General features: G+C 40.1%; 22 protein-coding genes. 10 read left to right on the top strand and 12 right to left on the bottom strand.

Annotated elements, in window-relative coordinates; all coding sequences use genetic code 11:
* Positions 1 to 3 precede the first annotated feature (3 nt).
* The 4 genes from RMY64_RS27860 to RMY64_RS27845 form a co-directional block, all read right to left on the bottom strand.
* Positions 4 to 558, bottom strand: a complete 555-nt coding sequence (locus RMY64_RS27860) for a TniQ family protein (protein ID WP_322674518.1) — start codon at positions 556 to 558, stop codon at positions 4 to 6.
* Positions 512 to 1,366, bottom strand: coding sequence for an ATP-binding protein (locus RMY64_RS27855; RefSeq protein ID WP_322674517.1), 855 nt, complete (start codon positions 1,364 to 1,366; stop codon positions 512 to 514). Before RMY64_RS27855 ends, RMY64_RS27860 begins: the two co-directional genes overlap by 47 nt.
* A gap of 3 nt (positions 1,367 to 1,369) precedes the next feature.
* Complete coding sequence (locus RMY64_RS27850; RefSeq protein ID WP_322701699.1) at positions 1,370 to 3,229, bottom strand: transposase; 1,860 nt, start codon at positions 3,227 to 3,229, stop codon at positions 1,370 to 1,372.
* A gap of 449 nt (positions 3,230 to 3,678) precedes the next feature.
* Entirely contained in the window at positions 3,679 to 5,436 is a 1,758-nt protein-coding gene (locus tag RMY64_RS27845) for a hypothetical protein (RefSeq protein ID WP_322701698.1), read from the bottom strand.
* 52 nt (positions 5,437 to 5,488) lie between these two features.
* On the opposite strand from RMY64_RS27845, the gene RMY64_RS27840 reads away from it, so the two are divergent.
* The 3 genes from RMY64_RS27840 (at position 5,489) to RMY64_RS27830 (ending at position 8,487) form a co-directional block, all read left to right on the top strand.
* Positions 5,489 to 5,641, top strand: coding sequence for a hypothetical protein (locus RMY64_RS27840; protein ID WP_322691057.1), 153 nt, complete (start codon positions 5,489 to 5,491; stop codon positions 5,639 to 5,641).
* A 443-nt stretch (positions 5,642 to 6,084) separates the two neighbouring features.
* On the top strand, positions 6,085 to 7,308 hold the full coding sequence (locus RMY64_RS27835) for a succinate--CoA ligase subunit beta (RefSeq protein ID WP_322674513.1): 1,224 nt from the start codon (positions 6,085 to 6,087) through the stop codon (positions 7,306 to 7,308).
* Between the two features lie 297 nt (positions 7,309 to 7,605).
* Positions 7,606 to 8,487 (top strand): CoA-binding protein, encoded by an 882-nt coding sequence (locus RMY64_RS27830; RefSeq protein ID WP_322674512.1) that lies wholly within the window; start codon positions 7,606 to 7,608, stop codon positions 8,485 to 8,487.
* A 337-nt stretch (positions 8,488 to 8,824) separates the two neighbouring features.
* On the opposite strand, the gene RMY64_RS27825 is transcribed toward RMY64_RS27830, so the two are convergent.
* From RMY64_RS27825 to cysK, 4 genes are all read right to left on the bottom strand, one after another.
* On the bottom strand, positions 8,825 to 9,913 hold the full coding sequence (locus tag RMY64_RS27825; RefSeq protein ID WP_322701697.1) for a HAMP domain-containing sensor histidine kinase: 1,089 nt from the start codon (positions 9,911 to 9,913) through the stop codon (positions 8,825 to 8,827).
* Between the two features lie 5 nt (positions 9,914 to 9,918).
* Entirely contained in the window at positions 9,919 to 10,629 is a 711-nt protein-coding gene (locus RMY64_RS27820; protein WP_322674510.1) for a response regulator transcription factor, read from the bottom strand.
* A 99-nt stretch (positions 10,630 to 10,728) separates the two neighbouring features.
* Complete coding sequence (locus RMY64_RS27815) at positions 10,729 to 11,424, bottom strand: NYN domain-containing protein (RefSeq protein ID WP_322674509.1); 696 nt, start codon at positions 11,422 to 11,424, stop codon at positions 10,729 to 10,731.
* Between the two features lie 585 nt (positions 11,425 to 12,009).
* The gene (gene cysK, locus RMY64_RS27810; RefSeq protein ID WP_322683943.1) at positions 12,010 to 12,969 is read right to left on the bottom strand and encodes a cysteine synthase A; all 960 of its coding nucleotides are present in this window, start codon (positions 12,967 to 12,969) and stop codon (positions 12,010 to 12,012) included.
* A 1,017-nt stretch (positions 12,970 to 13,986) separates the two neighbouring features.
* Here cysK and RMY64_RS27805 point away from each other — a divergent pair.
* The 7 genes from RMY64_RS27805 to RMY64_RS27775 all read left to right on the top strand — a co-directional run bounded on the left by RMY64_RS27805 (position 13,987) and on the right by RMY64_RS27775 (position 18,896).
* Positions 13,987 to 14,409, top strand: a complete 423-nt coding sequence (locus tag RMY64_RS27805) for a hypothetical protein (protein WP_322674507.1) — start codon at positions 13,987 to 13,989, stop codon at positions 14,407 to 14,409.
* A gap of 35 nt (positions 14,410 to 14,444) precedes the next feature.
* Positions 14,445 to 14,732 (top strand): hypothetical protein, encoded by a 288-nt coding sequence (locus tag RMY64_RS27800; RefSeq protein ID WP_322674506.1) that lies wholly within the window; start codon positions 14,445 to 14,447, stop codon positions 14,730 to 14,732.
* A 2-nt stretch (positions 14,733 to 14,734) separates the two neighbouring features.
* Positions 14,735 to 15,046, top strand: a complete 312-nt coding sequence (locus tag RMY64_RS27795) for a hypothetical protein (RefSeq protein ID WP_322674505.1) — start codon at positions 14,735 to 14,737, stop codon at positions 15,044 to 15,046.
* A gap of 352 nt (positions 15,047 to 15,398) precedes the next feature.
* Positions 15,399 to 15,761, top strand: a complete 363-nt coding sequence (locus tag RMY64_RS27790) for a hypothetical protein (RefSeq protein WP_069068421.1) — start codon at positions 15,399 to 15,401, stop codon at positions 15,759 to 15,761.
* A gap of 149 nt (positions 15,762 to 15,910) precedes the next feature.
* Positions 15,911 to 16,918, top strand: a complete 1,008-nt coding sequence (locus RMY64_RS27785; protein WP_322674531.1) for an LLM class flavin-dependent oxidoreductase — start codon at positions 15,911 to 15,913, stop codon at positions 16,916 to 16,918.
* A complete protein-coding gene (locus RMY64_RS27780) occupies positions 16,908 to 17,282 on the top strand; it encodes a hypothetical protein (protein ID WP_322674504.1) in 375 nt (124 codons plus the stop codon). The genes RMY64_RS27785 and RMY64_RS27780 overlap by 11 nt, the downstream gene beginning before the upstream one ends.
* Before the next feature lie 147 nt (positions 17,283 to 17,429).
* Positions 17,430 to 18,896: a Fic family protein gene (locus RMY64_RS27775; RefSeq protein WP_322701696.1), complete on the top strand. Its 1,467-nt coding sequence runs from the start codon at positions 17,430 to 17,432 to the stop codon at positions 18,894 to 18,896.
* Between the two features lie 60 nt (positions 18,897 to 18,956).
* Here the strand turns inward: RMY64_RS27775 and hypB are convergent, their stop codons facing one another.
* The 4 genes from hypB to hypD are packed head-to-tail and all read right to left on the bottom strand — an operon-like array spanning position 18,957 to position 22,462.
* Positions 18,957 to 19,787, bottom strand: coding sequence for a hydrogenase nickel incorporation protein HypB (hypB, locus tag RMY64_RS27770; RefSeq protein ID WP_322701695.1), 831 nt, complete (start codon positions 19,785 to 19,787; stop codon positions 18,957 to 18,959).
* A complete protein-coding gene (gene hypA, locus RMY64_RS27765) occupies positions 19,778 to 20,119 on the bottom strand; it encodes a hydrogenase maturation nickel metallochaperone HypA (protein ID WP_322683939.1) in 342 nt (113 codons plus the stop codon). The genes hypB and hypA overlap by 10 nt, the downstream gene beginning before the upstream one ends.
* A 19-nt stretch (positions 20,120 to 20,138) precedes the next feature.
* Complete coding sequence (hypE, locus tag RMY64_RS27760) at positions 20,139 to 21,224, bottom strand: hydrogenase expression/formation protein HypE (protein WP_322701694.1); 1,086 nt, start codon at positions 21,222 to 21,224, stop codon at positions 20,139 to 20,141.
* 59 nt (positions 21,225 to 21,283) lie between these two features.
* Positions 21,284 to 22,462 carry a hydrogenase formation protein HypD gene (hypD, locus tag RMY64_RS27755; RefSeq protein WP_322701693.1) on the bottom strand — a complete coding sequence of 393 codons (1,179 nt, stop codon included), beginning with the start codon at positions 22,460 to 22,462 and terminating at the stop codon, positions 21,284 to 21,286.
* Between the last annotated feature and the right edge of the window lie 12 nt (positions 22,463 to 22,474).

Genomic DNA, 22,474 nt, shown 5'->3' with positions numbered 1-22,474 from the left:
TTTTCAATAGCGCTTCTGACGCTTCACCATTTTTGCAAAAGGCAGGGAACAATGGGTGCATTCCCCTAGCTCCCAATCAGCAGGGATTGGAAATGGTGTCTCACAGTTAGTACATTTTGTTAATAAACCCAACTGGTGGCGATCGCACTTCATTTTCTCCTTAAACTGCCACTCAATGCGGTGACAAGGAGCTTCTGCATAGCAAGCACCACATAACCGAATTGGTCTGGGTTTCATAGTCATACCCTTTGGTGGCAGCATCTCATATAACCTCTCGACCTCCACACCAATCAGCTTACTCAAAGCTTTTAATTCCTTAAGACTCGGAAAGGGATTGAAATAAAACTTCTCCCATCGCGTTGTGATAGCACCAAGACCAGTAATTTTTCCTAAAGAATATCCTGAAGGAAGACTGTTAGCCTTAAATCGGCGCAAGCGTCCCAGATAATGACTGATGCTTTCATTTGGATATGGCTCAACATAGCCCAACCTTGGCAGAATCTCATAATCTTCATTTATTGCTATTTCTGTTTTCAGGGGGAATGTATTTTCTGCCATAGCGACTAGCGATTTTTTCTAAAATGCTTTGATCAACTTTGCCAAAACCATTCTTGAGTGAATGTAATACTGCCTTCGTTAGTATTTTGACTAGCAATCCTATTCGCGCACCTGTACTTTCTGCCAGAAGCTCGAAGATAATTCCCTCAGATAAATTAGAAGCTTCAGGCAGAGCCAGAATATCGAATTCAATTGTACTTAGTGTTTTCTTAAAATCATCGTATTCTAGGCGGTCAAACTCATACAGTGTTGGAAAGCTAGTCAACAAATCAAAATCTGCCAAGATTTTATCTAGCTCCTGTCCTCCAACTAAAACGACAGGAACATGACATTCGTCAAAAAGTTGCTTGAGGTCTAGCAATGCTTCTCTTTGGAGATTTTCAGCATTGTCAATAATGACCTGTTCTATCCCAAATAATTCAAGACTACCAGCCAATCTTGGACGTAAATCTACCCGCTTACCTGTTGGTGCTGCGTGGTTAATATCCTTAAGAATTTGCGAAAATAGACGCTTGGAACTCGATGCTGACCAAGCTCTGACATAGGAAAGTTTTTTCCTATCCTCTTGGCGATAGTGACGAGACGCTCGACTTTTCCCCACATCTCTGGGGCCAATTACTCGACCGCATTGTTTCAGTATCCGCAACTCATCTAACCATCTGAAATATTCGGAAGCACGATCAGTTGGTATGAAGCAATTATTGAATATCTCTTCAATTTCAACGACTTTAGCAAGTTGGGCATTTAAATCTAACTGAGGAGCTAGGGCTTCAACGGAGGACTGAATAGCAAGTTGCGCTCGCGCCATAAATTACCAAATCTTCTTCAAATCTTGTTTACGGTTAGGGATAAGCAGCTTGTGTCTCTCCTGCTCTTGAGTGTCAGCTTGACCAGATACTTCTGGTTGCAGTTCTGTTTTCGGAAGCTGTATTTCTTCCCTTGAAACTCTCTCTGGCAAGAGTTCCAGTTTGTCATCTTTGTTTGAAGAAACGTTAGCTCTACTTGTCCTCAGTTCAACAACATTTGAGACTTTCTTGGAAGCTGAACGTAGACGCTTTTGTTCTGAGCGTCTTTTTTCCTTTTTGTCTTCTTTACGTTCCTTTACAAGTTCCTTCCGTTTACCTAATGCTAATAAGGCATCATAGTTAAAATGCTCCTTACGAGCTTGACTTCGCTCTTTATTCAAAGCTTTCAATTCTTCTATACTCAAATCATGGGTATCCATGTTGACGGCATGAGCGTAACCCAAAAATTCTTCTCCATTATCATTAGTTTCGCAGCTGTAGATATATAAAGTCAGGATATGGTCTGGATCATATCTCAGCGTTACAAATTCACCTCTATATGCCTTGAGCGATTCTCCTCGATAAATCAGGTTCTCAAACTGTATAGATCCATGCGCTTGAACAACTCGTTGCGCTTCTTTCATCAAACAGATATCTAATTCTCGCTCATCCAAAGGTTCAGGTAGTTTTCTTCCCATTCCTGTAAACCAGCGCTCAAATCTTGTTTCGCGGGGATCTTTGGGATATGGTTCATGGTTATAAATATCACAAAAGAAACTAGCTAGGATCTTGTCTATATCTTGTATTGTCAAACACGCTTCCTTCTCTGCATTTTTGGGGCGTTCCTGAACATTTGATCCTGTATAACCAGGTAAATCTTTGAGAACTTGAGTATTAATAGTTCCAAAAAGCCGTTCTACAATACCGCCTTCGGGAGGGCGATCGCGTAGTTCACACTTAAATCCTAGTTTCTTCCCAATGGCTTTTAGATGTTTTGATCCCAAATCTTTTCCACCATCAGTAAAAAAATATTGCAAAGGAGGCCCGCATATTTCCCAAACTTTATTTAGCTGATAATCTTCAGGATACTTCTTGGGCAAAATAGCATGTCTTAAGGATAAAGCCACCTCTGTAGAACCTGGTTGTTTGATCCATAAGTGGAAACCAACAATACAGCTTGAAAAAGTATCCACAACAGTAGTTAGCCAAGGACGGTCAGACCATAAATTACCATCACTATCAACTATGCGAATATCCAGTTCAGTATGGTCGCATTGAATAATTTGGTTACTAAAGTCAGCCCTCAGTAGCTGTCCATCTTTTGTTACAACTGTCATCCAAGATCCCGAACCCGGATTTCTAACTCTTGTCTTCCGTTTATGTTGTTGGATTAAGGGATCTAAAATTCGATAAACAGTAGCTGGATGAGGATAATCTCCTGGTTTAAGTCCAAGATCCACAATCGCGTGTCGCTTTACTTCGCGAACTATAGATGCTGGGGAAATTGGATGTTTGTCTTTAATACTCTTTTCATAAATTGTTTTGATAAATTCTTGCCAGTCTTCGCTGACTCGATGTTTTCCCTTATCTGAGCGTTGTACTCCTGCTGATTCTGATAACTTGTCATCATGGTATTGCTTGAGGAGACGTTCCACCTGGCGAGTAGAAACACTGAGTGTATCTGCAACAGCCTGCTTTCTCTGAGATTTAATCATGCGATTTGGTGATTCAGCAAGCCACTGGATCAGATTAAATGCCAGTTTATGCCTATCTGATGTTTCCAGAATAATTTGGGATGGATCTACAACAAAATTATTCTTGTCAAGAAAAATAGCATCTGGGACTTGCGTTGATTCTTCCGTGAATTTAATTTGTTTGTCTGCCATTGGAGTGAAAAACACTCATGAATAATTATTGTACTAATGTACCATTAATTGACCAAGAATGCGACATACAATTTGCGAAATGGTTAAATATTAATAAACGACCTTTAATTTGCGAAATCAGGATTTGCGACATTTAATATGCGAATTGAGCAAATTCTAATTTTGTGTAAGTAAATAGTTTATAATCCTTACAGGATAAAGCTTTCAGGGATTTAAGGCAGTTGCGACATGATTTGCAAATTGCGACATTTAATGTGCGAATGTACACTAGAATCTGTAACTTTTAGCCAGTAGTGCGATCGCTATTTTCCTTAAATAAGAAAAACCCTGACATAATACTTACTATGTCAGGGTTTTAGGTATTTGAAATGCTGTGGCAGTATTTTGTTAAATTGACAAATAATTAGTTAATGTACAATTCATCCTTTATACTTCAATCGGTATTTTACTTACCCGCCTAAAGTCCGCGTATAAATTACCTGACCTTGGGAATCATAAAGAAAAAGGGATAGATTGGCATTTTCACCAATTACGGCTAGGGCTTCGCGTAAGATTTGCAAGTGATTGGTAACGTCAACAGCAGTATCCGAATTCTGAGAATAAGGATTAGCGAAGTTATTTTGCCTTATTTGGTCATACTCAGGGGTTAGTCGGACAATAATTTCTGCATTGTCTATGCTAAAGGTGCAAATCCGAATTCCATTAATGCAAGTCTTATCTAAGTCAGTGCGGGTTTGTTGCAAACTACTAACAACTTGTACTTTTTCTTGTGTTTGTTTGAGCGCAGACGAATAGGGTTCGAGGAGAGACTGAGCCTGAGTGTAGTACAAGCTATCTTGAGGAACTTTTTTAGCAGTTTGCAAAGCCTGCTCCCAATATATCGCCGCTGCTTGCCATTGTTTTTGTTGTTCATAAACTTTGGCTTGCTTGGCAGTGGTAAGGGCCTGTTGGTAAGTTTTAACAGCTAATTGTTCTTTAGTAGCGCGATCGCGTACTAATACTAATTTAGGTTTATAATCTAGCAACAGCTTTTGGGCTTCTTGGTATCCAACGCTATTTCGGGGAATCGTATTCAAGGCATTAATTACCACCAGCCAAGTAGATTGCGCCTTTTGCCAGTCTTTCAAGGATTTAGCAGCAGTTTCCTGCTTCTCGGCTGCAACAGCTACACCTTTTGCCATTGTTAGTTTTTTCAGCCATTTTTCCTCAATAAATATCTGTTGATTTACAGCGTGCAAACGAACACGATAATTCAGTAATTTACCCTGCACCAGCCCATAGAGTTCACTACTAGAACTTATACTTTCTAGTGGCGCTATGGCCTGTCGCCATAAGTGTTGCCTAGTTTGTAATTCCTCTAAGCTAGATGCTGGAGTTTGAACTTTTTGTGTCGCCAAAGATGCCGTTTGCAAAGCTTTGACCACCCGATCGATTCTTTGCGATCGCCCAGATAAACTTGCTTTTAGTTCCTGTGACAGCTGGTAACGAGGCGACCAACTAGGAATTACATTCAGGTCTGTGCTGGCTGCTGTAAGTTGCTGTTGTACAGCAACTAATTCTTTTTCAGACTTAGCGCGGCGCATCAGTTGCGGAGATTTTATTTTTAATTGCTCGGCGTTTTGTATTTCCTTACACTCAGACATCACGCAAGGGCGAGTCAATAAGTAAGCACCACCGCCTAAAACTATAATTCCCACCAACGCTGCACCCAAGAGGATAGGTTTGACCTGGAATCCTGGCTTTGAAGCCGAGAAATTCGGCACATCTGCAAACGGGTCAAACAGTTCTTCTTCTTTTTCTTCTTCGCTCTCATTGATTAATGGAGAATATGTCAGAGATGATGAGGGGAATATTACTTCCTCATCTTTTTGTACTTCCTCATCTCCCTCTGCTACCCATCCTCCCGTCGGCTTCAACGCCAAGAAACATTTAGCATAAGGGAGTTGTTCGCCAAAAACTCTGAGGAAACATTGTACCCGTTGCTCTTTGTGGGGTGCTAAAGACTGAAGTACCTCCTCAATGACTGCAAAAATTAGTTGAGCGTCAACGATTACATCTGACGCGTGTTGCGTTAAAATCATTAACTCGCCTTTATTGACGACGCACTTAACCTCGAAGACTTCAGCGGTTGAGACTTCTACAAGTAATTGTTCTTGCAAAGTTTTGGCTAAAAGCTGTAAATCTTCCTGCTGGACTGCTACTTTCATACAGCTTTCCCGCTGAACTCTATATTGTTTTGATTATCTTTAAGGGGATGAAATGAACTTTTTAGATTTGTTGAATGCAAATGCACAGTTTAATCAACCACAGCCTGAGAATCTGAACGACCAACTTTCTAACACAAATTCTGACTTTTCACCAAAAATTAAAAAAGTAATTATTGTTCGTGCCGATACATTTTTACAGCGCTAGATACAAAATTAAATAATCTGTCTTCAGATATAAATTAAAAATAAAAAATGGGAATAATAGAAGATTTGGGTATTTTCACTGCATTACTTTGCGATAATTAAACTCACAAAAGCTACTGCTTTGCAAAATGGTAGTTGCAGAACAATTTTTACCAAATTATCTAAAGGTTAAGAAAACGATGTTATGTCAGAGGGTTTTGACAAAAAAGCTAGTTATCTTCTATGCTGGGAAACTTACTGAGGAGATTAATTATGTGTTGTGGCCCTGTCACAAACAAGTTGACTATCAAAATTAATATGCTGAATTTGCTGAATTCGATAAAATTGATCCGTGAAAAATAAGTTTTTATAGCTGCAAAAAGGTTAATTCTGCAATAAAGGTGCTGCAAAATATCAAGACAGGAATAACCAAAATCTTGGAAAGTGTCAATACAAGGTGTATCAATGGATTTATTAGAGTACCAAGTTAAAGAATGGTTTGCGAAGATAGGCATCCCGGTATTGCCTTCCCAACGAATTGACCATCCTACAGATTTGAAACGGTTAAAAATTCGCTATCCAATTGTACTGAAATCTCAAGTCCACGGAGCGGAACGGGCAAAAGCTGGTGGAGTCAGATTTGCCCAAACGACTATCGATGCGATCGCAGCTGCTCAAAATATCTTTAGTTTACCAATTTGGGGCGAATTGCCGGAAGTTGTACTGGCAGAATCTAGATACGACGCCAACCAAGAATTTTATCTAGCAGTAGTTTTAGATACTGCTGCCTGCCGACCGGTACTTTTAGGTTGCAAAGAAGCAGATATAGATTGGGAATCGGCTGGGGAAAGAATGCACTACGTTGTCGTGGAACAGGAATTCTCACCATTTTATGCCCGACGATTGGCTTTGAAAATGGGTTTGCAAGGAACGCTGATGCAGTCGGTAAGCAGCGTTGTGGAGAAGATGTACCACTTATTTGTCCAAAAAGACCTGGATTTAGTCGAAATTAATCCCTTGGCAGTCAGTACTACTAGTCAAGTTATGGCTCTTAATGGTAAAGTCAGGGTCAACGAACGGTCGATCAAGCGTCATCCCGATCTGGCCGAGATGGCAGCAAAAATTATCAGTCGTCATACCACTACTGAAATTAACGGTATTTTGGGCGACTGGGATGGTGTACAAATGCATGGGAAAATCGGTATTTTAGGTAACGGTACTGGTTCAGTGATGGCAACTTTAGATTTAGTTGCAAATGCTGGTGGCAATCCAGGTGTTTGTTTGAATCTACGTCATGCTTTCCTTACAGATACTACACCAACTACCTTCCGCGATCGCCTAGAAACAGGTTTGAAAATGCTGGAGGCTGATAAAAGCATTCAAGTAATACTAATTAACTTTCTGGGTAGCATTCCGCAAACTGAGGAAGTGGCTGAAGTTATAGCTAGAGTAGTGCAGCAAGACGACAGTGAACTTCAATCACAGGTTGTACGTTCTAATGGTAGTAAACGGCGACAGCTTAATTTTCCATCCTTAGTTGTCCGGCTTGCGGGTTCTGAATTTAACACTGCGAGAAAATATTTGACAACACTAAAAACCCACACCGATGCGCTTGTTGTGGTAGAAAATTTAGATGAGGCAGTGGCAGCAGCAGTTCTCCTTGCTAAACCAACGGCTAATAAAAGATAGTGAATGTCATTTTGTGACAATTCAAAAATCAAAAATTATTAGTTTTTACCGTCGGGTATAAATTGTTGAACTTGATGCTCAAATTAAATACAGCTTTGCTTTCTGGGACTAAATTATATAGTACATTCCAACTGAATATTCCTAGCTAGGGGCGCGTTTTCTCACTTTTGGAACACTTAGCTTCCAGACTCATTTTTGGAATTTCAGTAAAAATTGAATCAATACAACACTGTAAATGTGTTGTTTCTATGCCCAGTAGTTCAAAGCGCTGGGTTATCAAACTTACGGTAATTTTTTATGAACCTAACGCCAGAAAGTAAAGTTTTAATTCAAGGCTTTTGTGAATTTATATCAAGCACTCATGTCGATCAAATGAAAGCTTATGGCACGAATTTAGTAGCTGGTGTCAATCCTGGATGCGGCGGGCAGGAATTGCATGGACTGCCAGTATTTGATTTAGTAGAGGAAGTAATAGAACAATTTGGGGCAATTGACACCACAATTATTTGTGTAGATCCTTATGATGTTTTAGATGCAGCATTAGAAGCGATCGCATCTAATATTCGCCAGATTATTATTATTACTGCTGGTGTGCCGCCTTTGGATATGGTGCAATTACTCCGCAAAGCCGAAGCTTGTGAAACTTTGGTAATCGGGCCAAATAGTCCGGGGATCATTGTACCGGGAAAAATTCTTTTAGGAACTCAACCCAGCGAATTTTATACTCCTGGAACAGTGGGGATCGTTAGTCGTAGCAGCACCCTCACCTACGAAATTGCCTACGAATTAACAAAAGCAGGTTTAGGGCAGTCAATTAGTGTCAGTATTGGTAGTGATGCGATCGTCGGTTCCTCATTTTTGCAATGGCTGCAAATTCTCGATGAGGATGAAACCACAGAAGCGATCGTTTTAGTTGGTCAACCTGGTGGTGGTAGTGAAGAAGCAGCAGCGCGGTATATTGCTGAAGCAATTGATAAACCAGTAATTGCCTACATTGCAGGAAGACTTGCACCACCAGGAAAAACTTGGCGTCAAACTGGGACTTTAGCAACAGTTATCGGACGCGATCCTGACTTTGGCACAGCCCAAAGTAAATTAGCTGCTTTAAAAGAAGCGGAAGTAACAGTAGCTGAACGTCCTTCTCAAATTCCAGAATTATTGAGAAAGGAGATTAACTAATTACTAATACTTCTCTACGAGAGGCTGCGCCAACGGCTACGCTCAGTACAAGTTCGTAATTCAATTTTTAACTACGAATTACGAATTACGAATTACGAATTATTTTAATGAGCGATTTTGAGGAAACAGGTAGGCGATCGCAGCATAACCTGAAGCACTGAGTAAACTAACCAAAAAAGCAGCCAAAATAAAAGTAGACATAATGTTACACTCTATGCATTTCTAAAATCCTGGCATTCATCAACAAGCTAGAATTTTGGATACTTTCAAATTAGCAATTGGGTATGACACAGCCATGACTAGCTTGTGTCAATCCCTCGGATATTAAGGTTTTGTCTCAAGCCAAAGGCAGAAAAAAGCGAAACGTACTACCAGCTCCCAATTCGCTTTCTACCTGAATTTGACCGCTTTGTAATTCAATCAAACGGCGGGAAATAGTTAAGCCAATACCAGTACCTCCCGAATGGCGATCGCGCGATTGATCGGCTCGCCAGAAGCGCTCAAACACATGAGGCAAATTTTCTGGAGCGATACCAATGCCTGTATCACTAACCGCAATCCAGAGTTGAGATGCGTCAATCCCAACAGTAATGGTAATTGAACCTTCGTTAGTGTAACGAACTGCATTACCTAGCAGATTAACTAGCACCTGTTCTGTACGGTCAACATCTGCCAATACAGGAGGTAGCACAGATGGACATTTCAAGAGCATAACTGGCCCATCTTCCAATAGTTGGTCGGAAAATTTCTCCACTAATGACTCTAACAACGGACGCAAATTTACCCGTTGGATATTAATTGGTAGATAACCGGCTTCTGCTTTGGATAGTTCTTGCAAATCGTTCACCAACCGCTCTAAGCGTCGAGTTTCTTTCGCTAAACGCCGATAGATTTCAGGAGACGCTTCAATTTCCCCATCAGCCAGTTCTTCCAAATAACCGCGCACCACAGTTAATGGTGTGCGTAATTCATGGGTCATATCTCCAATCACTTCTCGCCGCCGCGCTTCTACACCTTCTAAACTGGCAGCCATTCGGTTGAAACTACTGCTCAATCCACTAAGTTCTGGAATGTCAGATACAGGTAGTCGTGCATCCATCTGACCAGCAGCAAATTTTTGGGTGATTTGTTCCATCTCGGTCAATCGCTGCATAATTCGTCTGGACACCCAGTAACTCAATCCTCCGGCGGCGGTAGTACCGACTAAGACTGACCAAATAGTGCTGCGTTGCCAAGCAAGTTCAAATCCTGTAACCAATTCAGCACGGACATCGATTAAGTCGAACCCCTGATTTTCTAATCCTTCCAAATGCAAGACAAACAAGCGGGGGGAAGAGATTTTGCTAATGCTCACCAGACTAGCTACCCCCACGATCATTACTACTAAGTGGGAGAAAAACAGGCGCCCTCTCAGCCCCATCTTCATAACATTTACGCTACCAAAGGATCTTCAAATTTATAGCCCACCCCAACAACAGTTTTAATAAAAGTCGGATTTGCCGGATCGGGTTCAATCTTTTTTCGCAACCGAGCTACATGAGTATCTACCACTCGTTCATCGCCAAAAAAATTATCTCCCCAAAGTTTATCAATTAGTTGGGTACGGTTCCAAACTCGACCAGGATTACTGACAAAGGTGGTTAGCAAGTTAAATTCTAGGGTGGTTAAGTCCAAAATTTCAACTTCTTGAGAATTCGTCTGACGACTGGCAGTGCGCTGGTCTACATCAACAATAAAGTGTTGGGTGCGATTGACTTGATGTTGTCCTCCTTGGCGGAGGCTACGCCGTAATAGTGCCCGCACCCTAGCTACCAACTCTCTGGGGCTAAAGGGTTTGACCATATAATCATCAGCACCAGTAGACAGGCCAATGACGCGATCGATTTCTTCACCCTTAGCAGTAAGCATTAAAATGTAAGGATCTTTCGCACCTGGTTTTTGGCGAATTCGGGCACAAACTTCCAACCCATCCAAACCAGGAATCATTAAATCTAGAATAATTAAATCCGGTGGTTGCTCTTGAAACATCCGCAAAGCATTCATGCCATCGCGGCTAGTGCGACAAAAAAATCCTTCTTTTTCTAAAGAGAGTTCGATTAAACGAGCAATTTCTGGTTCATCTTCAACTATTAAAATATCCATCTGAATATAGGGTCGAACAAAATGGACAGAGCAAAGACACAAAGACACAGAGATATCTTTTATGCGTCCCTGTGTCTCCCACTCTTTGCCTCTTTTTAATTAGAGGTTTGAATTTGACGCTGTGCGATAACTATAGCCAAGATTAGAATCTTTTTGAATGTGTGTTTTAATACTATCGAGGTCAATGAAGCAGTCAGCAACATCAATCAAACTTTCACTAGTGGTAGTTTGCAGACTGACTACTTCCACCCGAACCCCCATTCTGCTAACAGCGTTTACAGCATAAGCTAAATCTCCATCGCCACTGACTAAAACCGCTGTATCATAATAAGGAGCTAAAGTTATCATATCTACAGCAATTTCTACGTTCAGATTTGATTTTTTGAAATTCTCTGCTGGTACAACGAGTTCCTTTGCTACTACGCGATAGCCATTGCGACGCATCCACAAGAGAAAACCCTGTTGCTTTTCATTACTGATATCAACCCCAGTATAGAAAAAAGCACGCAACAGTCTGGAACCACTGGTTAAATGACAAAGCAATTTAACGTAGTCAATTTCTATGCCGAGTTGTAAGGCTGTATGGAACAGGCTTAAGCCATCAATAAAAATAGCAACTCGACCGCGATTTAAGTTATTCAAAATCGAACTATCAGGTGCAGGATCTCGCATCTTGGTATCTTTACCTTTGACAGCAGTATCGCTCAAATTTTGCCCTTGCCAATGTGGTTTAGCTTTGAGTACTTTAGGTTCCTTAAATTCATTGCTTTGTTTACTAAAATTAGTTATAATCATTGATACCTCTGATTTTAAAGCTGTAAAGAATTTTGACTAAATTTTCTATAGTATAGTCTGTGCCTGATTTATAACCTAGCAGGTAATGGTCTTAAGTCACTATATACAGACAAGTTTAACTGCTGCTAGACAAGATTCAAAATAGACAGCGCAAGGTTTTCACTATTGTTACGGTTGATTCAACGAGATATTGCTTCTGCCCACAGATATGTTAATCTTTACCCATCGAGACAGCAAGAGTTTCGAGAAAATAAATCTTGTTGTCAGGGTAAGGACTGTTTTTGTTAGGTCTGTATTGCACTCAACCTAGAAGCGCTATATCTATAATAATTCGGTAAGTATGAATTGTAAGACCTGTAATAGAGGCAACCCGACATAAGCAAATTCCGCACAAGAATCCCACTGCTTTTAGGGAGAATGAGCGTAGCAATATTTATGCAGCTGTGGGAGTGTCAAAGAGTTAGAAGCACTAATAACGTAATATTGAGATGCGATCGCACCTCAAAAGGTAAGTTGCCTTAATTTTATGTAAGAGACAAATGAGAAGGACAGGGAGGTTGATTACTCTCTTGTCCCCCTGTCTTATTAACGCACCGCAGCAGTTTCTAAAGATAAATCTTGAAACATGGGTGTACTGAGATAACGTTCGCCAAAGGAAGGCTGAATCATGACAATTAAACGTCCGGCATTTTCTGGACGTTTACCTACTTGAATTGCAGCGCACAAAGCTGCACCAGAGGATATCCCAGATAATAAGCCTTCTTCTTTTGCCAAACGTCGTCCATAGGCGATCGCTTGTTCATCGCTGACTCTAATTACTTCATCAACCAATTCTAAACGGAGGACATCTGGGATAAATCCAGCCCCAATACCTTGAATTTTATGTGGCCCAGCTTCACCACCAGATAGAACTGGGCTGTTGCTGGGTTCAACTGCGATCGCTTTAAAAGTCGGTTTGCGCTGTTTGAGTACTTCTGCAATCCCAGTAATCGTTCCACCAGTACCTACCCCAGCAATGACGATATCTACTTCCCCGTCTGTATCTGTCCAAATTTCTTCAGCGGTGGTTTCTTGGTGAACTTTGGGATTAGCAGGGTTGCGGAACTGTTGCAGCATAAAAGCATTGGGAGTATTAGCCACAATTTCTTCGGCTTTGCGAATTGCTCCCCGCATACCCTCAGTTCCTGGTGTCAACTCCAAAGATGCACCATAAGCTCTAAGCATAGCGCGTCGTTCTTGGCTCATAGTCTCAGGCATGGTCAAAATCAAACGGTAGCCACGCGCTGCTGCTACCATTGCTAGAGCAATTCCTGTATTACCTGAAGTAGGCTCAACTAAAATGGTCTTTCCTGGGAAAATTGAGCCAGCGGCTTCCGCCGAGAGTACCATACTTAACCCAATGCGGTCTTTCACCGAAGCCGCTGGGTTCATCCCTTCTAATTTAACAACTATCCTTGCTACTACTCCCTCAGCTTGAGGAATCTTGTTCAGTTGAACTAAAGGAGTTCGTCCAATCAGTTCTGTGATGTCTTGAGCAATCCGCATTCTTTAACCCCTAAAATCCTAAATCTTAGTACAGAGTATTTACTGATAACAATAAGCTTTGATGTATTTATTTTGCCGTTTAATGTCAATGAGTGCATATACTATGTATTCTAACTAAACCACAAAATATGAAAGTTTAGGAAGAACTTTTATTAGATATTCCCATTGATTCTCATTTTAGAAGAGGCTAGCTTACCATTCTTCTAGTTTAACATTTGTAATTGCTGACTATTGTCTCTTGGATTGAGATTCAATTTTTATGATTCTGTATAGATGAATAATTTTTTCATTATTTTCTATTTATTCTGAAAATATAATTTAATTTTAAAATATTTAATTGCTTTTCCTAATTTATTAGTCTATCTTTATCAAGAGACATTGATATTTGATTTTGAGTGCAGATTTTGTCAATCCCAAATTGCATCTAAAACAGTCTTTAACCATTGCCTACATTGCTTTGAGATTGAGTGCAAAAACCCCAGAACCCCACCTCGAAAATACTAGAACCCCGTCCAAAAAACACTAGCACCCATACCCCAATGAATTTTTATAAGACCTATCATGTGTGGATTACAGGCTTTGAGTACTATTCTAATGAATTTAATAATCTTAACAGGGCTGGGGTAAACTGTTTGGTGGAGAGCGGCTGATATAAATCGTATAGGATTTACGCAGAGATTCCCCTCTACCCCCCAACATTCCTGAGCGAAAGCTTAGTGAACTAGGGGGGACTTCTTAATCTTCTTTTTGAGAAGAGGATGAAACCAGATTCCCGAATCAAGTGCGTTCTTTCTGACTGAATAATCCTATGTTTTGTGAAAATGGTGGTAACTTTTTATTAATCAGTAGTCAGTAGTGACGAGAAAAATAACTGGCAACTAATGATTGTAAAAATTACCGATTATACATATTTTAATATCAAAACTGTTTGAGAGGTAGAAATATATAACTACTTTAGATAAACAGCAAAAGATATTTTCTTACTGGGTGCATACTACCTAGCAAGGGAGAGCCAAGATGAAAGCCAAACTATTCAATGTTCTTACAGTTTGCGTCGTTACCTTAGCAGTGCTTTCACCAGGACTAGTAGTATTTGGCATAATTTGGGAGCGACATCTGGAGTTAGTAAAATCTCAGAATTTAGCTTACGAAGTTAACAACACAACTACAGATGCTCCCGCCTTGGCTCCCCAGAAAGAGGGTACACATTCCCCTCAGACTAGCATTCAATCCTTCGATCGCAATGTGGTTCATCAAATGCTAACTGTTGCTGAACAATATAAATTTGCCACTATCCTGCAATGGTTCTTCTTGTTAACCCCGATTTGTGTTGGGTTAGGGATTCTCTTTTACGACAGATATCTGGTTCATCGTGCTGCTGTTTTAAAAGAACAAGTTGAAATGTTGGAAAGGCTGTGGCGCCAAAGTATCGAACAGTAACTTATTCACAATTTACTAAAATCAAGAGAATTACCATGACAGACCAAGAACAACGCCAAAGCTTGTATTTTAATCTGATTGATGAGTTACTTAAATGTCCTAATGGTCAAGAACCAGAAATTTTGGAATCTAAACCCGAATTGATTGATTCCGGTTTAGTAGAAACAATGTTACAAGTAGCTACTATGTTTGCCCATGAAGGCAATCAAGATGGTGCCCAATTTTTATTTTTTGTGGCACGAGAGCTAGCGAAAGAATTAGGTTTATACCCGGAAGTTCCCAGTACTGAAGTTGCAAATACTGAAGTTGCAAATAAGGAGTAAAAATGCTGTTGACTTCAACGGATGCGGGACAAATAGCTTTAGAACTGCTGATGGCAGATTGGAATATTTCAGAAGAGAACCGAGAGTGGTTTACAATTTTTAGCTCTCGTCTGATTGGCGAGAGTTGGTACACTGTGGAACTAGGTATAGAAGGATTTCCCGATCGGTGGTTTATTCAAGTATATGACACTGGAGCGTGCGATCCAAACTATACATTTATTTCACCAATCCGTAGTTCTGAAGGATTTACGGACTTTATAAATGTGCCGGAAATCATAGCAGAGGTCTTAGTTTGCGAACGCAATGCTCGCTAATAATTAAAATTCAAAACTTTGAATTAAACAATAATTCGTAATTCGTAATTCGTAATTCGTAATGAAATAAAGACTTAGAGTCAGTGACCTCTGACAGTTGTAACAATTATTATGGTTAGGGTTGAAATCCTAATCTATGTATAACATAATTACGTTAGGGAATCTGCTAATATCATTATGAATTACAAATTATAAATTACGGGTTTTTAATCTAAAGATGCTTTACGCAAATCTGAGGTGATACCAAATGAGGTACACCTCTTTTTTTATATAATATTTAAGGTTTTATTTAAGCTTAGTCAGTTATTTTGTTATCTTTAATTGACAAAATTATGTTATATTAAATAGCGTGATGGACGCTACAGAAATATCAGTTCCAATGATTGCTGAAGATATCTTAGCCAAAGAATTCACAAGAGTCGTCAACCATTACTACCCGCAAGTTGGAGAATTGCTGGATGGGTGTTATGTGAAAGTCATCACCTGTTTTTGGGGACGACCTGCTAGACGTTTGCAATATATAGGAATTTATTGCTCTGACGAAATGATTTCCTGCGTGCAAGCTCAAAAAGAAATACTCAGAGAAGTAGCAGACAACATGGGTTTAATCCAGGTTGTCTGTATGAATGCCAAGCGATTGTTGCGCGATCCGATGTCGAAGGTCAAAGAGAACAACCCACGTCTATGGTTGGAGTTGCAGTGGGTTGCAACTTAGTGATTCATCACATTAATTGAGAGGGGTAAATTCTTTTGTAGAGAGGACTTTATTCCTCAAATATTTAAGCACGCTTTGTGCTTACTACAAATCTATCGACCACTAGAATAACCAGCACCTACGGTGAATACAAAGTATCAACGCAAGTAATGAAAACTGGAATTTTCTGCAATTACGATAATTTTCACCAAGATGCTCGTCGTGCCATCTTTGAGCAAGTTGCACTGGTAAAACAGGCAGAAAGCTTAGGTTTTGAGGAAGCGTGGGTGAGCGAACACCATTTTAGTGAATCTAATCTCAGCCCGTCCATGTTGGTGTTGATGGCACATTTGGCGGGATTGACTTCAACTATCCAATTAGGCACTGCGGCGGTGTTGCTGCCATTCCATAACCCGATTCGGGTGGCGGAAGATATTGCCACTTTGGATAACTTGTGCAATGGACGATTATTATTTGGAGTTGCCAAAGGCGGCCCCTTTCCTCAACAAAACAAGCATTTTGCGACCCTCCCAAGTGAATCCCGTCCCAAGATGCTAGAGGCGATCGCATTAATTCAAAAGCTCTTATATGAAACTGATGTATCATTTAATGGGCGATATTATCAATGCGATCGCTTAACGATTTATCCGAAACCATTGCAAAGTCAAATACCAGTGTATGTTGCTACTGGTGGTGATGACGGTATTGAGCTTGCTGCTAAACATTCCTTCAGCTTGATGGGTGGGCCGCCATTTTCTCTAGAGAGATTGAAGGATACTGTTACCAAATATCGAGCCTTAAATTCTAGTGGTGCGGAAAAATTAGTGCTGGCACGCTTCTTTTTTGTTGGCAAAACATATGATGAGGCGGTGAGTGAGGCGTTACCTTTCGTTCGCAAATTTAGCCAGAAAATGAAAGCTAATTCGGCTGAAGTATTGCAAAACAGTGCGAATTCCAACCAAAAACCATTCGACCGCACAAATATTTGTTTCGATGAAGATTATTTGATTGAGAATTCAATTATCGGTGATGTGGAGACTTGTCGAGACAGAATCAAGAAATTTCAGGACGAATTAAATTTAGGTACGCTAGCACTCAAACCCTCGTCTGCAGATTTGCAAAAAAACCTAGAGAGTTTGACGCGCTACAACCAAGAGGTGCGAAATTATGTCTTCTAAACTATACCAGCTTCCTCCCGATGATTTACCTCCCGCTGAGGTAACGAAACAGGATGGAATGCTGCAAATGGAGTTAGAACAGTCTGCTGGCAGATGCTTTTATCTAGCTTGCGATCGCATTACGCGAGTACTGTTATCTAATTGTCAATGGTATCTCACAACAAATGCTAACATCCTCACATTAATTATTGACTGCCCTGACTTAGTATCTTACTGGCATATCGTCAGCAATATTCCCCAGTTGGGTAACAGGTTAGAGCGATTTGCTGCCAATGGCAAAATCCGCGTTTATCCGCCATTTGGCAAAGGAACGCCGTTTGAAATCAGCGTAAATGAAATATCTGCTTATCGAGATTGGCTGTGAGGTAAATAGGCACACACTAGGAATCCTACAAAATATAGCTGATTCATCCTTACTACACCCTGTACTTCTAAAGTGCAGGGTGTTGCAATTTTAGAAGAGTTACAATATTGTCTGTCTTTTCTTGTTATTTCAGATAACTCAGAGTGTATGCGCTGGCAACCTATAGATAATTTACCGCAAGATTGGCAAAATTTGGCTAGTTCAGAGCTACCACCATTAGTTACTGTCTGGAATGAACAAGCTGACCGTCTTCGTAACTCTGGTGCATTCAAAGTTTTTATGGAAAAGATGCGCCGGGAAATAGCAATTGAAACCGGAATTATAGAGCGACTTTACACAATTCCTCAAGGTATTACCCGATTACTTATTGAGCAGGGTATCAATGAGGCATTAATTCCACATGGAGTTACAGACCGACCTATTAAGCAAGTTATAGCCTTGATTCAGGATCAAGAAATGGCTATTGAGGGATTATTTGATTTTGTAGGTGGTCAACGTTCTCTTACGCCGTTTTATGTAAAGGAACTGCATCAGCTGCTTACCAGAAATCAGACTAATACAGAAGCTTTAGTTCCATCTACAGGACAAATTATTAGTGTTCCTCTAATCCGAGGTGATTGGAAGAAGCAGCCTAATAATCTATTGAGAGCAGATGGTTCCATTTATGAATACTGTCCACCGGAACAGGTAGCATCTGAAATGGATAATCTCATTCAATGGCATCATCAGCATCAAGAAAACCAAGTTGCACCAGAAGTAGAAGCTGCATGGCTGCACCATCGATTTACTCAAATTCATCCGTTTCAAGATGGAAATGGGCGAGTTGCTCGTTGTCTTGCTAGCCTGGTTTTTATTCAAGCTAGATGGTTCCCTCTTGTACTTACGCGTGATGATCGTTCAGCTTATATTACATCTTTAGAACAAGCGGATCAAGGTGAATTGTCTGGCTTGATTAATTTGTTTGCTAAAAGTCAGAAACAGTCATTTATTCGCAGTCTTGGTTTGTCAGAACAAATCTTGTCAGAGACAAGGCAGACTCGTACTATTCTCGCATCTGTTACTGATAAACTTAAACAGCGTCAGTTAGCATCAATTCAAGAACGATGTAAAGAAGCTGAGAGATTTGCCGAAAATTTATTTAATATAGCATCCAATCGTTTGCAAAATATTTCTGAAGAAATCAAGCTATCTGTACAAAATTTAGTACGAGATGCTCAAGTTTTTACAGTATCAGCTTCAGCAGGGGATGAGCGTTCATATTATCATCGCTATCAAATTGTGGAGACAGCAAAACAGCAAGGTTACTTTGCTAATCTCCGAAGCTATCACAGTTGGGTACAATTGATTATTAGAGTAGAGACACCTACAGTTATTTTGCTTTCATTTCATGTTCTGGGACACGAGTATTTAGGCTTACTTGTATGTTCTGTATGTGCTTATCACAGGGATGATACAGAAGAAGGCGATCGCAATATTAGTGATATTCAACCTTTAACAGAATCACCATTCCAATTTTCTTATGCAGATGAAGAAGATAACTTGGTGAAGCGCTTCAATGAGTGGCTAGAAGAAGCTATTATTACAGGACTAGAATACTGGAATAGAAGTCTCTAATATCTTCTACTCTTTGCTGTTCCTTAAAAAAAAATTAGATATTCGTCAAGCGGGAAGAGATTAATGTTGACAAGTTTTTAACTTTTCAATTAGCCACACATACCAATTTTCTAACCCAGCACCAGTAGTTGCAGAAACCTGAAAAATCTGAATTTTGGGATTTACTTCTTTAGCATATTCTATGCACTTTTGAATATTAAATTGCAGGTAAGGTAGCAAATCAATTTTCGTGAGAATCATTACATCACTAGCACGGAATATATGCGGATATTTTATCGGCTTATCTTCTCCTTCTGTAACGGAGAGAATAACGGCTTTTGCCTGTTCTCCCAAATCAAATAAGGCTGGACAAACCAAATTTCCGACATTTTCAATCATCACAACTGAGCTTAATGGCGGATTCAGTTGTTGTAAACCTCTTTCTATCATTGAGGCATCTAAATGACAGCCTGTTCCAGTGTTGATTTGGATGACTTTAGAACCTGTTTCTTTAATTTTTTTGGCATCGTTAGCAGTTTCTTGGTCGCCTTCAATGACACTAATAGATAATTGATGTTTTAAATCATTGATAGTTCGCGTTAAAAGAGTTGTTTTACCAGCACCGGGAGAACTCATTAAATTTAAAGCGAGAATATTACGACCTTTAAACCATCCCCGATTTTGGGCAGCTAGCAAGTTATTCTTCGCTAATATATCTTGTTCTAAAGATATTGTTGTGTTGTGTATTTTGGCATGAATTTGAGGTGCTTCTATATGAGTATCATGACTGTGGGAGTGAGTGATGACAGTACCATCTGGTAAAGTGTGAGTATGATTATGTTCCGCTTTATCTGTTTCTAAATTTGTAATTTTTATTTCGCCATCATCAGAACAACCACAAGTTACACACATAATTCCTCTATTTCTATTTCTTTAATTTTAAGTTCTTCGCCAGTAATTAAATTTAATTCCACACTACCACAGTTACAGATTCCGAACGGTTTATCTAAATTAACTTCTGCACCGCATTGACGACATTTTGCTAAACCGGGAATTTCTAAAATTTCTAATGTCGCCCCTTCTAAAACTGTACCCTGAGTGCAAATATCAAAACAAAATCGGATAGCGTCGGGCATAATGGCTGAAAGTTTGCCAATTTCTAATAAAACTCGCTGCACTTTTGCGCCTTTAGCATTTTCAGTCACAATTGCCACAATATTTTGGGTAATTCCAAATTCGTGCATATTATAAATCTATTAAAGATTAACAAATTCGTGGCAATTGGTCGCCTACTAACATATCAACAATCCTTTCAGCACCAAAAGCTGTTTTTAATAATACGATACCTGGAGGTGAAGTAATAACTTCGCCAATAATACAAGCATCTTTGCCTGCTGGGTGGGATTTCATAGCTGATAAAACATTTTCAGCATTCTTTTTTGGAACCACTACAACTAACTTACCTTCATTAGCTAAATACAATGGGTCTAAACCGAGAATTTCGCAAACTCCGTTAACTTCTTCACGCACTGGAATAGATTCTTCAAAGAGACGAATTCCCACATCGGAACTGAGGGCGAATTCATTTAGTACTGTGGCTAAACCTCCACGTGTGGCATCTCGCATAGCATGAACTTGTGGGCATACATGGAGAATAGTTTCTACTAAACTATGCAACGGCTGACAATCACTTTCAATATTAGTATCTAAGGCTAATTTCCCACGGGCAATTAAAATGGCTGTCCCATGATTGCCTATTTCACCATTAATTATTATTGCATCTCCAGGTTTAATATTATGAGCAGAAATGTTAACTATTCGCGGGATGATACCAATACCAGCAGTATTAATAAAGAGTTTATCGGCAGCACCACGATGTACAACTTTTGTGTCACCAGCGACAATTTGAATACTCGCTTTTTCTGCGGCTATTTTCATGCTGGCTGCAACACGCCGCAAGGTTTCTACGGGTAATCCTTCTTCTAAAATTACGCTACAAGTTAAATATAAAGGTTTAGCACCACTAACAGCTAAATCATTAACTGTACCGTTTATAGCTAATTCTCCTATATCACTACCGGGAAAAAATAACGGGTCTATAACATATGAATCTGTTGTAAATGCGAGTCTATCTCCTTGTTGGAGGAGAGGGGCTAAGTTGAAGCTGGCTTGGTCTTCTAGTTGTGAGAGAATTGGGTTATCAAAATTGCTGATAAAGATATCGTCGATTAAATCACGCATGGCTTTACCACCACTACCATGTGCAAGAGTTATATGAGTGTCTTGCACTTTATGGCGACGACGGACTTTTTCTATTTTTTGGATTGGGTTTGTGGGGGAAATATTCATATTAAAATTTTTTTAAACGCAAAGGGACGCAAAGGGAAGCGCAGAGGTACGCGGAGTATTTAATCTGAGGAGAAGCCGCAGGCGGGGAGGGGTTCTTGAGTTATTTTTGGTTTTTGGGCGATTGTTTTTTTGGCAATTGTGGAGAGTCGCCCGTATTTGTAATAGGCTGCGCAAGCACCTTCGGAAGATACCATGCAAGTACCGATTGGTGTTTCTGGCGTGCAAGCTGTACCGAATACTTTGCACTCCCAAGGTTTTAAGACTCCTTTGAGAATTTCTCCACATTTACAAGCTTTATGGTCGGCTACTTTCAGGTTAGGAATGGTAAATTTAAGTTCGGCATCAAATTGAGCATATTCAGGTTTGATTTGTAATCCTGAATAGGGAATGTCACCTAAGCCGCGCCAATCAAAACTATCTCGCACGGCGAAAACTTTGTTTATGGCTTGTAGTGCTACTGTATTCCCAGTTTTTTCTACAATTCGGTTATATTGGTTTTCGATTTCACAACGATTTTTTACTAGCTGTTGCAATAGCATCCAAATGGATTGGAGAATATCTAAGGGTTCAAATCCTGAGATGACTATCGGCTTATTATATTGTTGGGAAATAAATTCATAAGGGTCAGTGCCAATTACCATGCTGACATGACCAGGCCCAACAAATCCATCTAGTTGCAAGTCGGGATTATCTAATAGTGCTTTGAGGGCGGGAATCACGAGGACGTGATTGCTAAACATACTAAAGTTATGAATTCTTTCGGCTGCTGCTTGCAGAATGGTGAAGGCGGTGCTGGGGGCTGTGGTTTCAAAGCCTAATGCGAAGAAAACTACTTCTTTGTCGGGATTATCTCTGGCAATTTGCAGGCTATCTAGGGGAGAGTACACCATACGGATGTCTGCACCTTGTGCCCTGGCTTGCAGTAAAGTGGTTTTGGAACCAGGAACTCGCATTGCGTCGCCAAAGGTGGCAAAAATGACGTTATGATTTTGAGAGATTGCGATCGCATCATCTAATCTCCCTTTTGGCATTACGCATACTGGACAACCAGGCCCATGAATTAGTTCGATGGCTTGGGGTAAAATTTCTTCGATGCCGTATTTAAATATGGAATGGGTATGTCCGCCGCATACTTCCATAATTTTGATGGGTTTTTCTAGCTGATGGCTTAATTTGGCGATTTCGCGGCGTAAGGCTTCTGCTTTTTCCGGTTCGCGGAATTCGTCAACATATTTCATAAGGATTGGGGA

Origin of the sequence: Nostoc sp. DedQUE08 (assembly GCF_034530895.1) — a bacterium.
Lineage (GTDB): Bacteria > Cyanobacteriota > Cyanobacteriia > Cyanobacteriales > Nostocaceae > Nostoc.
Note: the sequence above shows the minus strand (reverse complement) of the source record. Positions and strands in the feature narration are given on the sequence as shown.

What these genes read in the sequence shown, in the direction of transcription:
- RMY64_RS27860 (WP_322674518.1), bottom strand. Translation starts at nt 558, where the DNA reads ATGGCAGAAAATACATTCCCCCTGAAAACAGAAATAGCAATAAATGAA.
- RMY64_RS27855 (WP_322674517.1), bottom strand. Translation starts at nt 1,366, where the DNA reads ATGGCGCGAGCGCAACTTGCTATTCAGTCCTCCGTTGAAGCCCTAGCT.
- RMY64_RS27850 (WP_322701699.1), bottom strand. Translation starts at nt 3,229, where the DNA reads ATGGCAGACAAACAAATTAAATTCACGGAAGAATCAACGCAAGTCCCA.
- RMY64_RS27845 (WP_322701698.1), bottom strand. Translation starts at nt 5,436, where the DNA reads ATGAAAGTAGCAGTCCAGCAGGAAGATTTACAGCTTTTAGCCAAAACT.
- RMY64_RS27840 (WP_322691057.1), top strand. Translation starts at nt 5,489, where the DNA reads ATGAACTTTTTAGATTTGTTGAATGCAAATGCACAGTTTAATCAACCA.
- RMY64_RS27835 (WP_322674513.1), top strand. Translation starts at nt 6,085, where the DNA reads ATGGATTTATTAGAGTACCAAGTTAAAGAATGGTTTGCGAAGATAGGC.
- RMY64_RS27830 (WP_322674512.1), top strand. Translation starts at nt 7,606, where the DNA reads ATGAACCTAACGCCAGAAAGTAAAGTTTTAATTCAAGGCTTTTGTGAA.
- RMY64_RS27825 (WP_322701697.1), bottom strand. Translation starts at nt 9,913, where the DNA reads ATGAAGATGGGGCTGAGAGGGCGCCTGTTTTTCTCCCACTTAGTAGTA.
- RMY64_RS27820 (WP_322674510.1), bottom strand. Translation starts at nt 10,629, where the DNA reads ATGGATATTTTAATAGTTGAAGATGAACCAGAAATTGCTCGTTTAATC.
- RMY64_RS27815 (WP_322674509.1), bottom strand. Translation starts at nt 11,424, where the DNA reads ATGATTATAACTAATTTTAGTAAACAAAGCAATGAATTTAAGGAACCT.
- cysK (WP_322683943.1), bottom strand. Translation starts at nt 12,969, where the DNA reads ATGCGGATTGCTCAAGACATCACAGAACTGATTGGACGAACTCCTTTA.
- RMY64_RS27805 (WP_322674507.1), top strand. Translation starts at nt 13,987, where the DNA reads ATGAAAGCCAAACTATTCAATGTTCTTACAGTTTGCGTCGTTACCTTA.
- RMY64_RS27800 (WP_322674506.1), top strand. Translation starts at nt 14,445, where the DNA reads ATGACAGACCAAGAACAACGCCAAAGCTTGTATTTTAATCTGATTGAT.
- RMY64_RS27795 (WP_322674505.1), top strand. Translation starts at nt 14,735, where the DNA reads ATGCTGTTGACTTCAACGGATGCGGGACAAATAGCTTTAGAACTGCTG.
- RMY64_RS27790 (WP_069068421.1), top strand. Translation starts at nt 15,399, where the DNA reads ATGGACGCTACAGAAATATCAGTTCCAATGATTGCTGAAGATATCTTA.
- RMY64_RS27785 (WP_322674531.1), top strand. Translation starts at nt 15,911, where the DNA reads ATGAAAACTGGAATTTTCTGCAATTACGATAATTTTCACCAAGATGCT.
- RMY64_RS27780 (WP_322674504.1), top strand. Translation starts at nt 16,908, where the DNA reads ATGTCTTCTAAACTATACCAGCTTCCTCCCGATGATTTACCTCCCGCT.
- RMY64_RS27775 (WP_322701696.1), top strand. Translation starts at nt 17,430, where the DNA reads ATGCGCTGGCAACCTATAGATAATTTACCGCAAGATTGGCAAAATTTG.
- hypB (WP_322701695.1), bottom strand. Translation starts at nt 19,787, where the DNA reads ATGTGTGTAACTTGTGGTTGTTCTGATGATGGCGAAATAAAAATTACA.
- hypA (WP_322683939.1), bottom strand. Translation starts at nt 20,119, where the DNA reads ATGCACGAATTTGGAATTACCCAAAATATTGTGGCAATTGTGACTGAA.
- hypE (WP_322701694.1), bottom strand. Translation starts at nt 21,224, where the DNA reads ATGAATATTTCCCCCACAAACCCAATCCAAAAAATAGAAAAAGTCCGT.
- hypD (WP_322701693.1), bottom strand. Translation starts at nt 22,462, where the DNA reads ATGAAATATGTTGACGAATTCCGCGAACCGGAAAAAGCAGAAGCCTTA.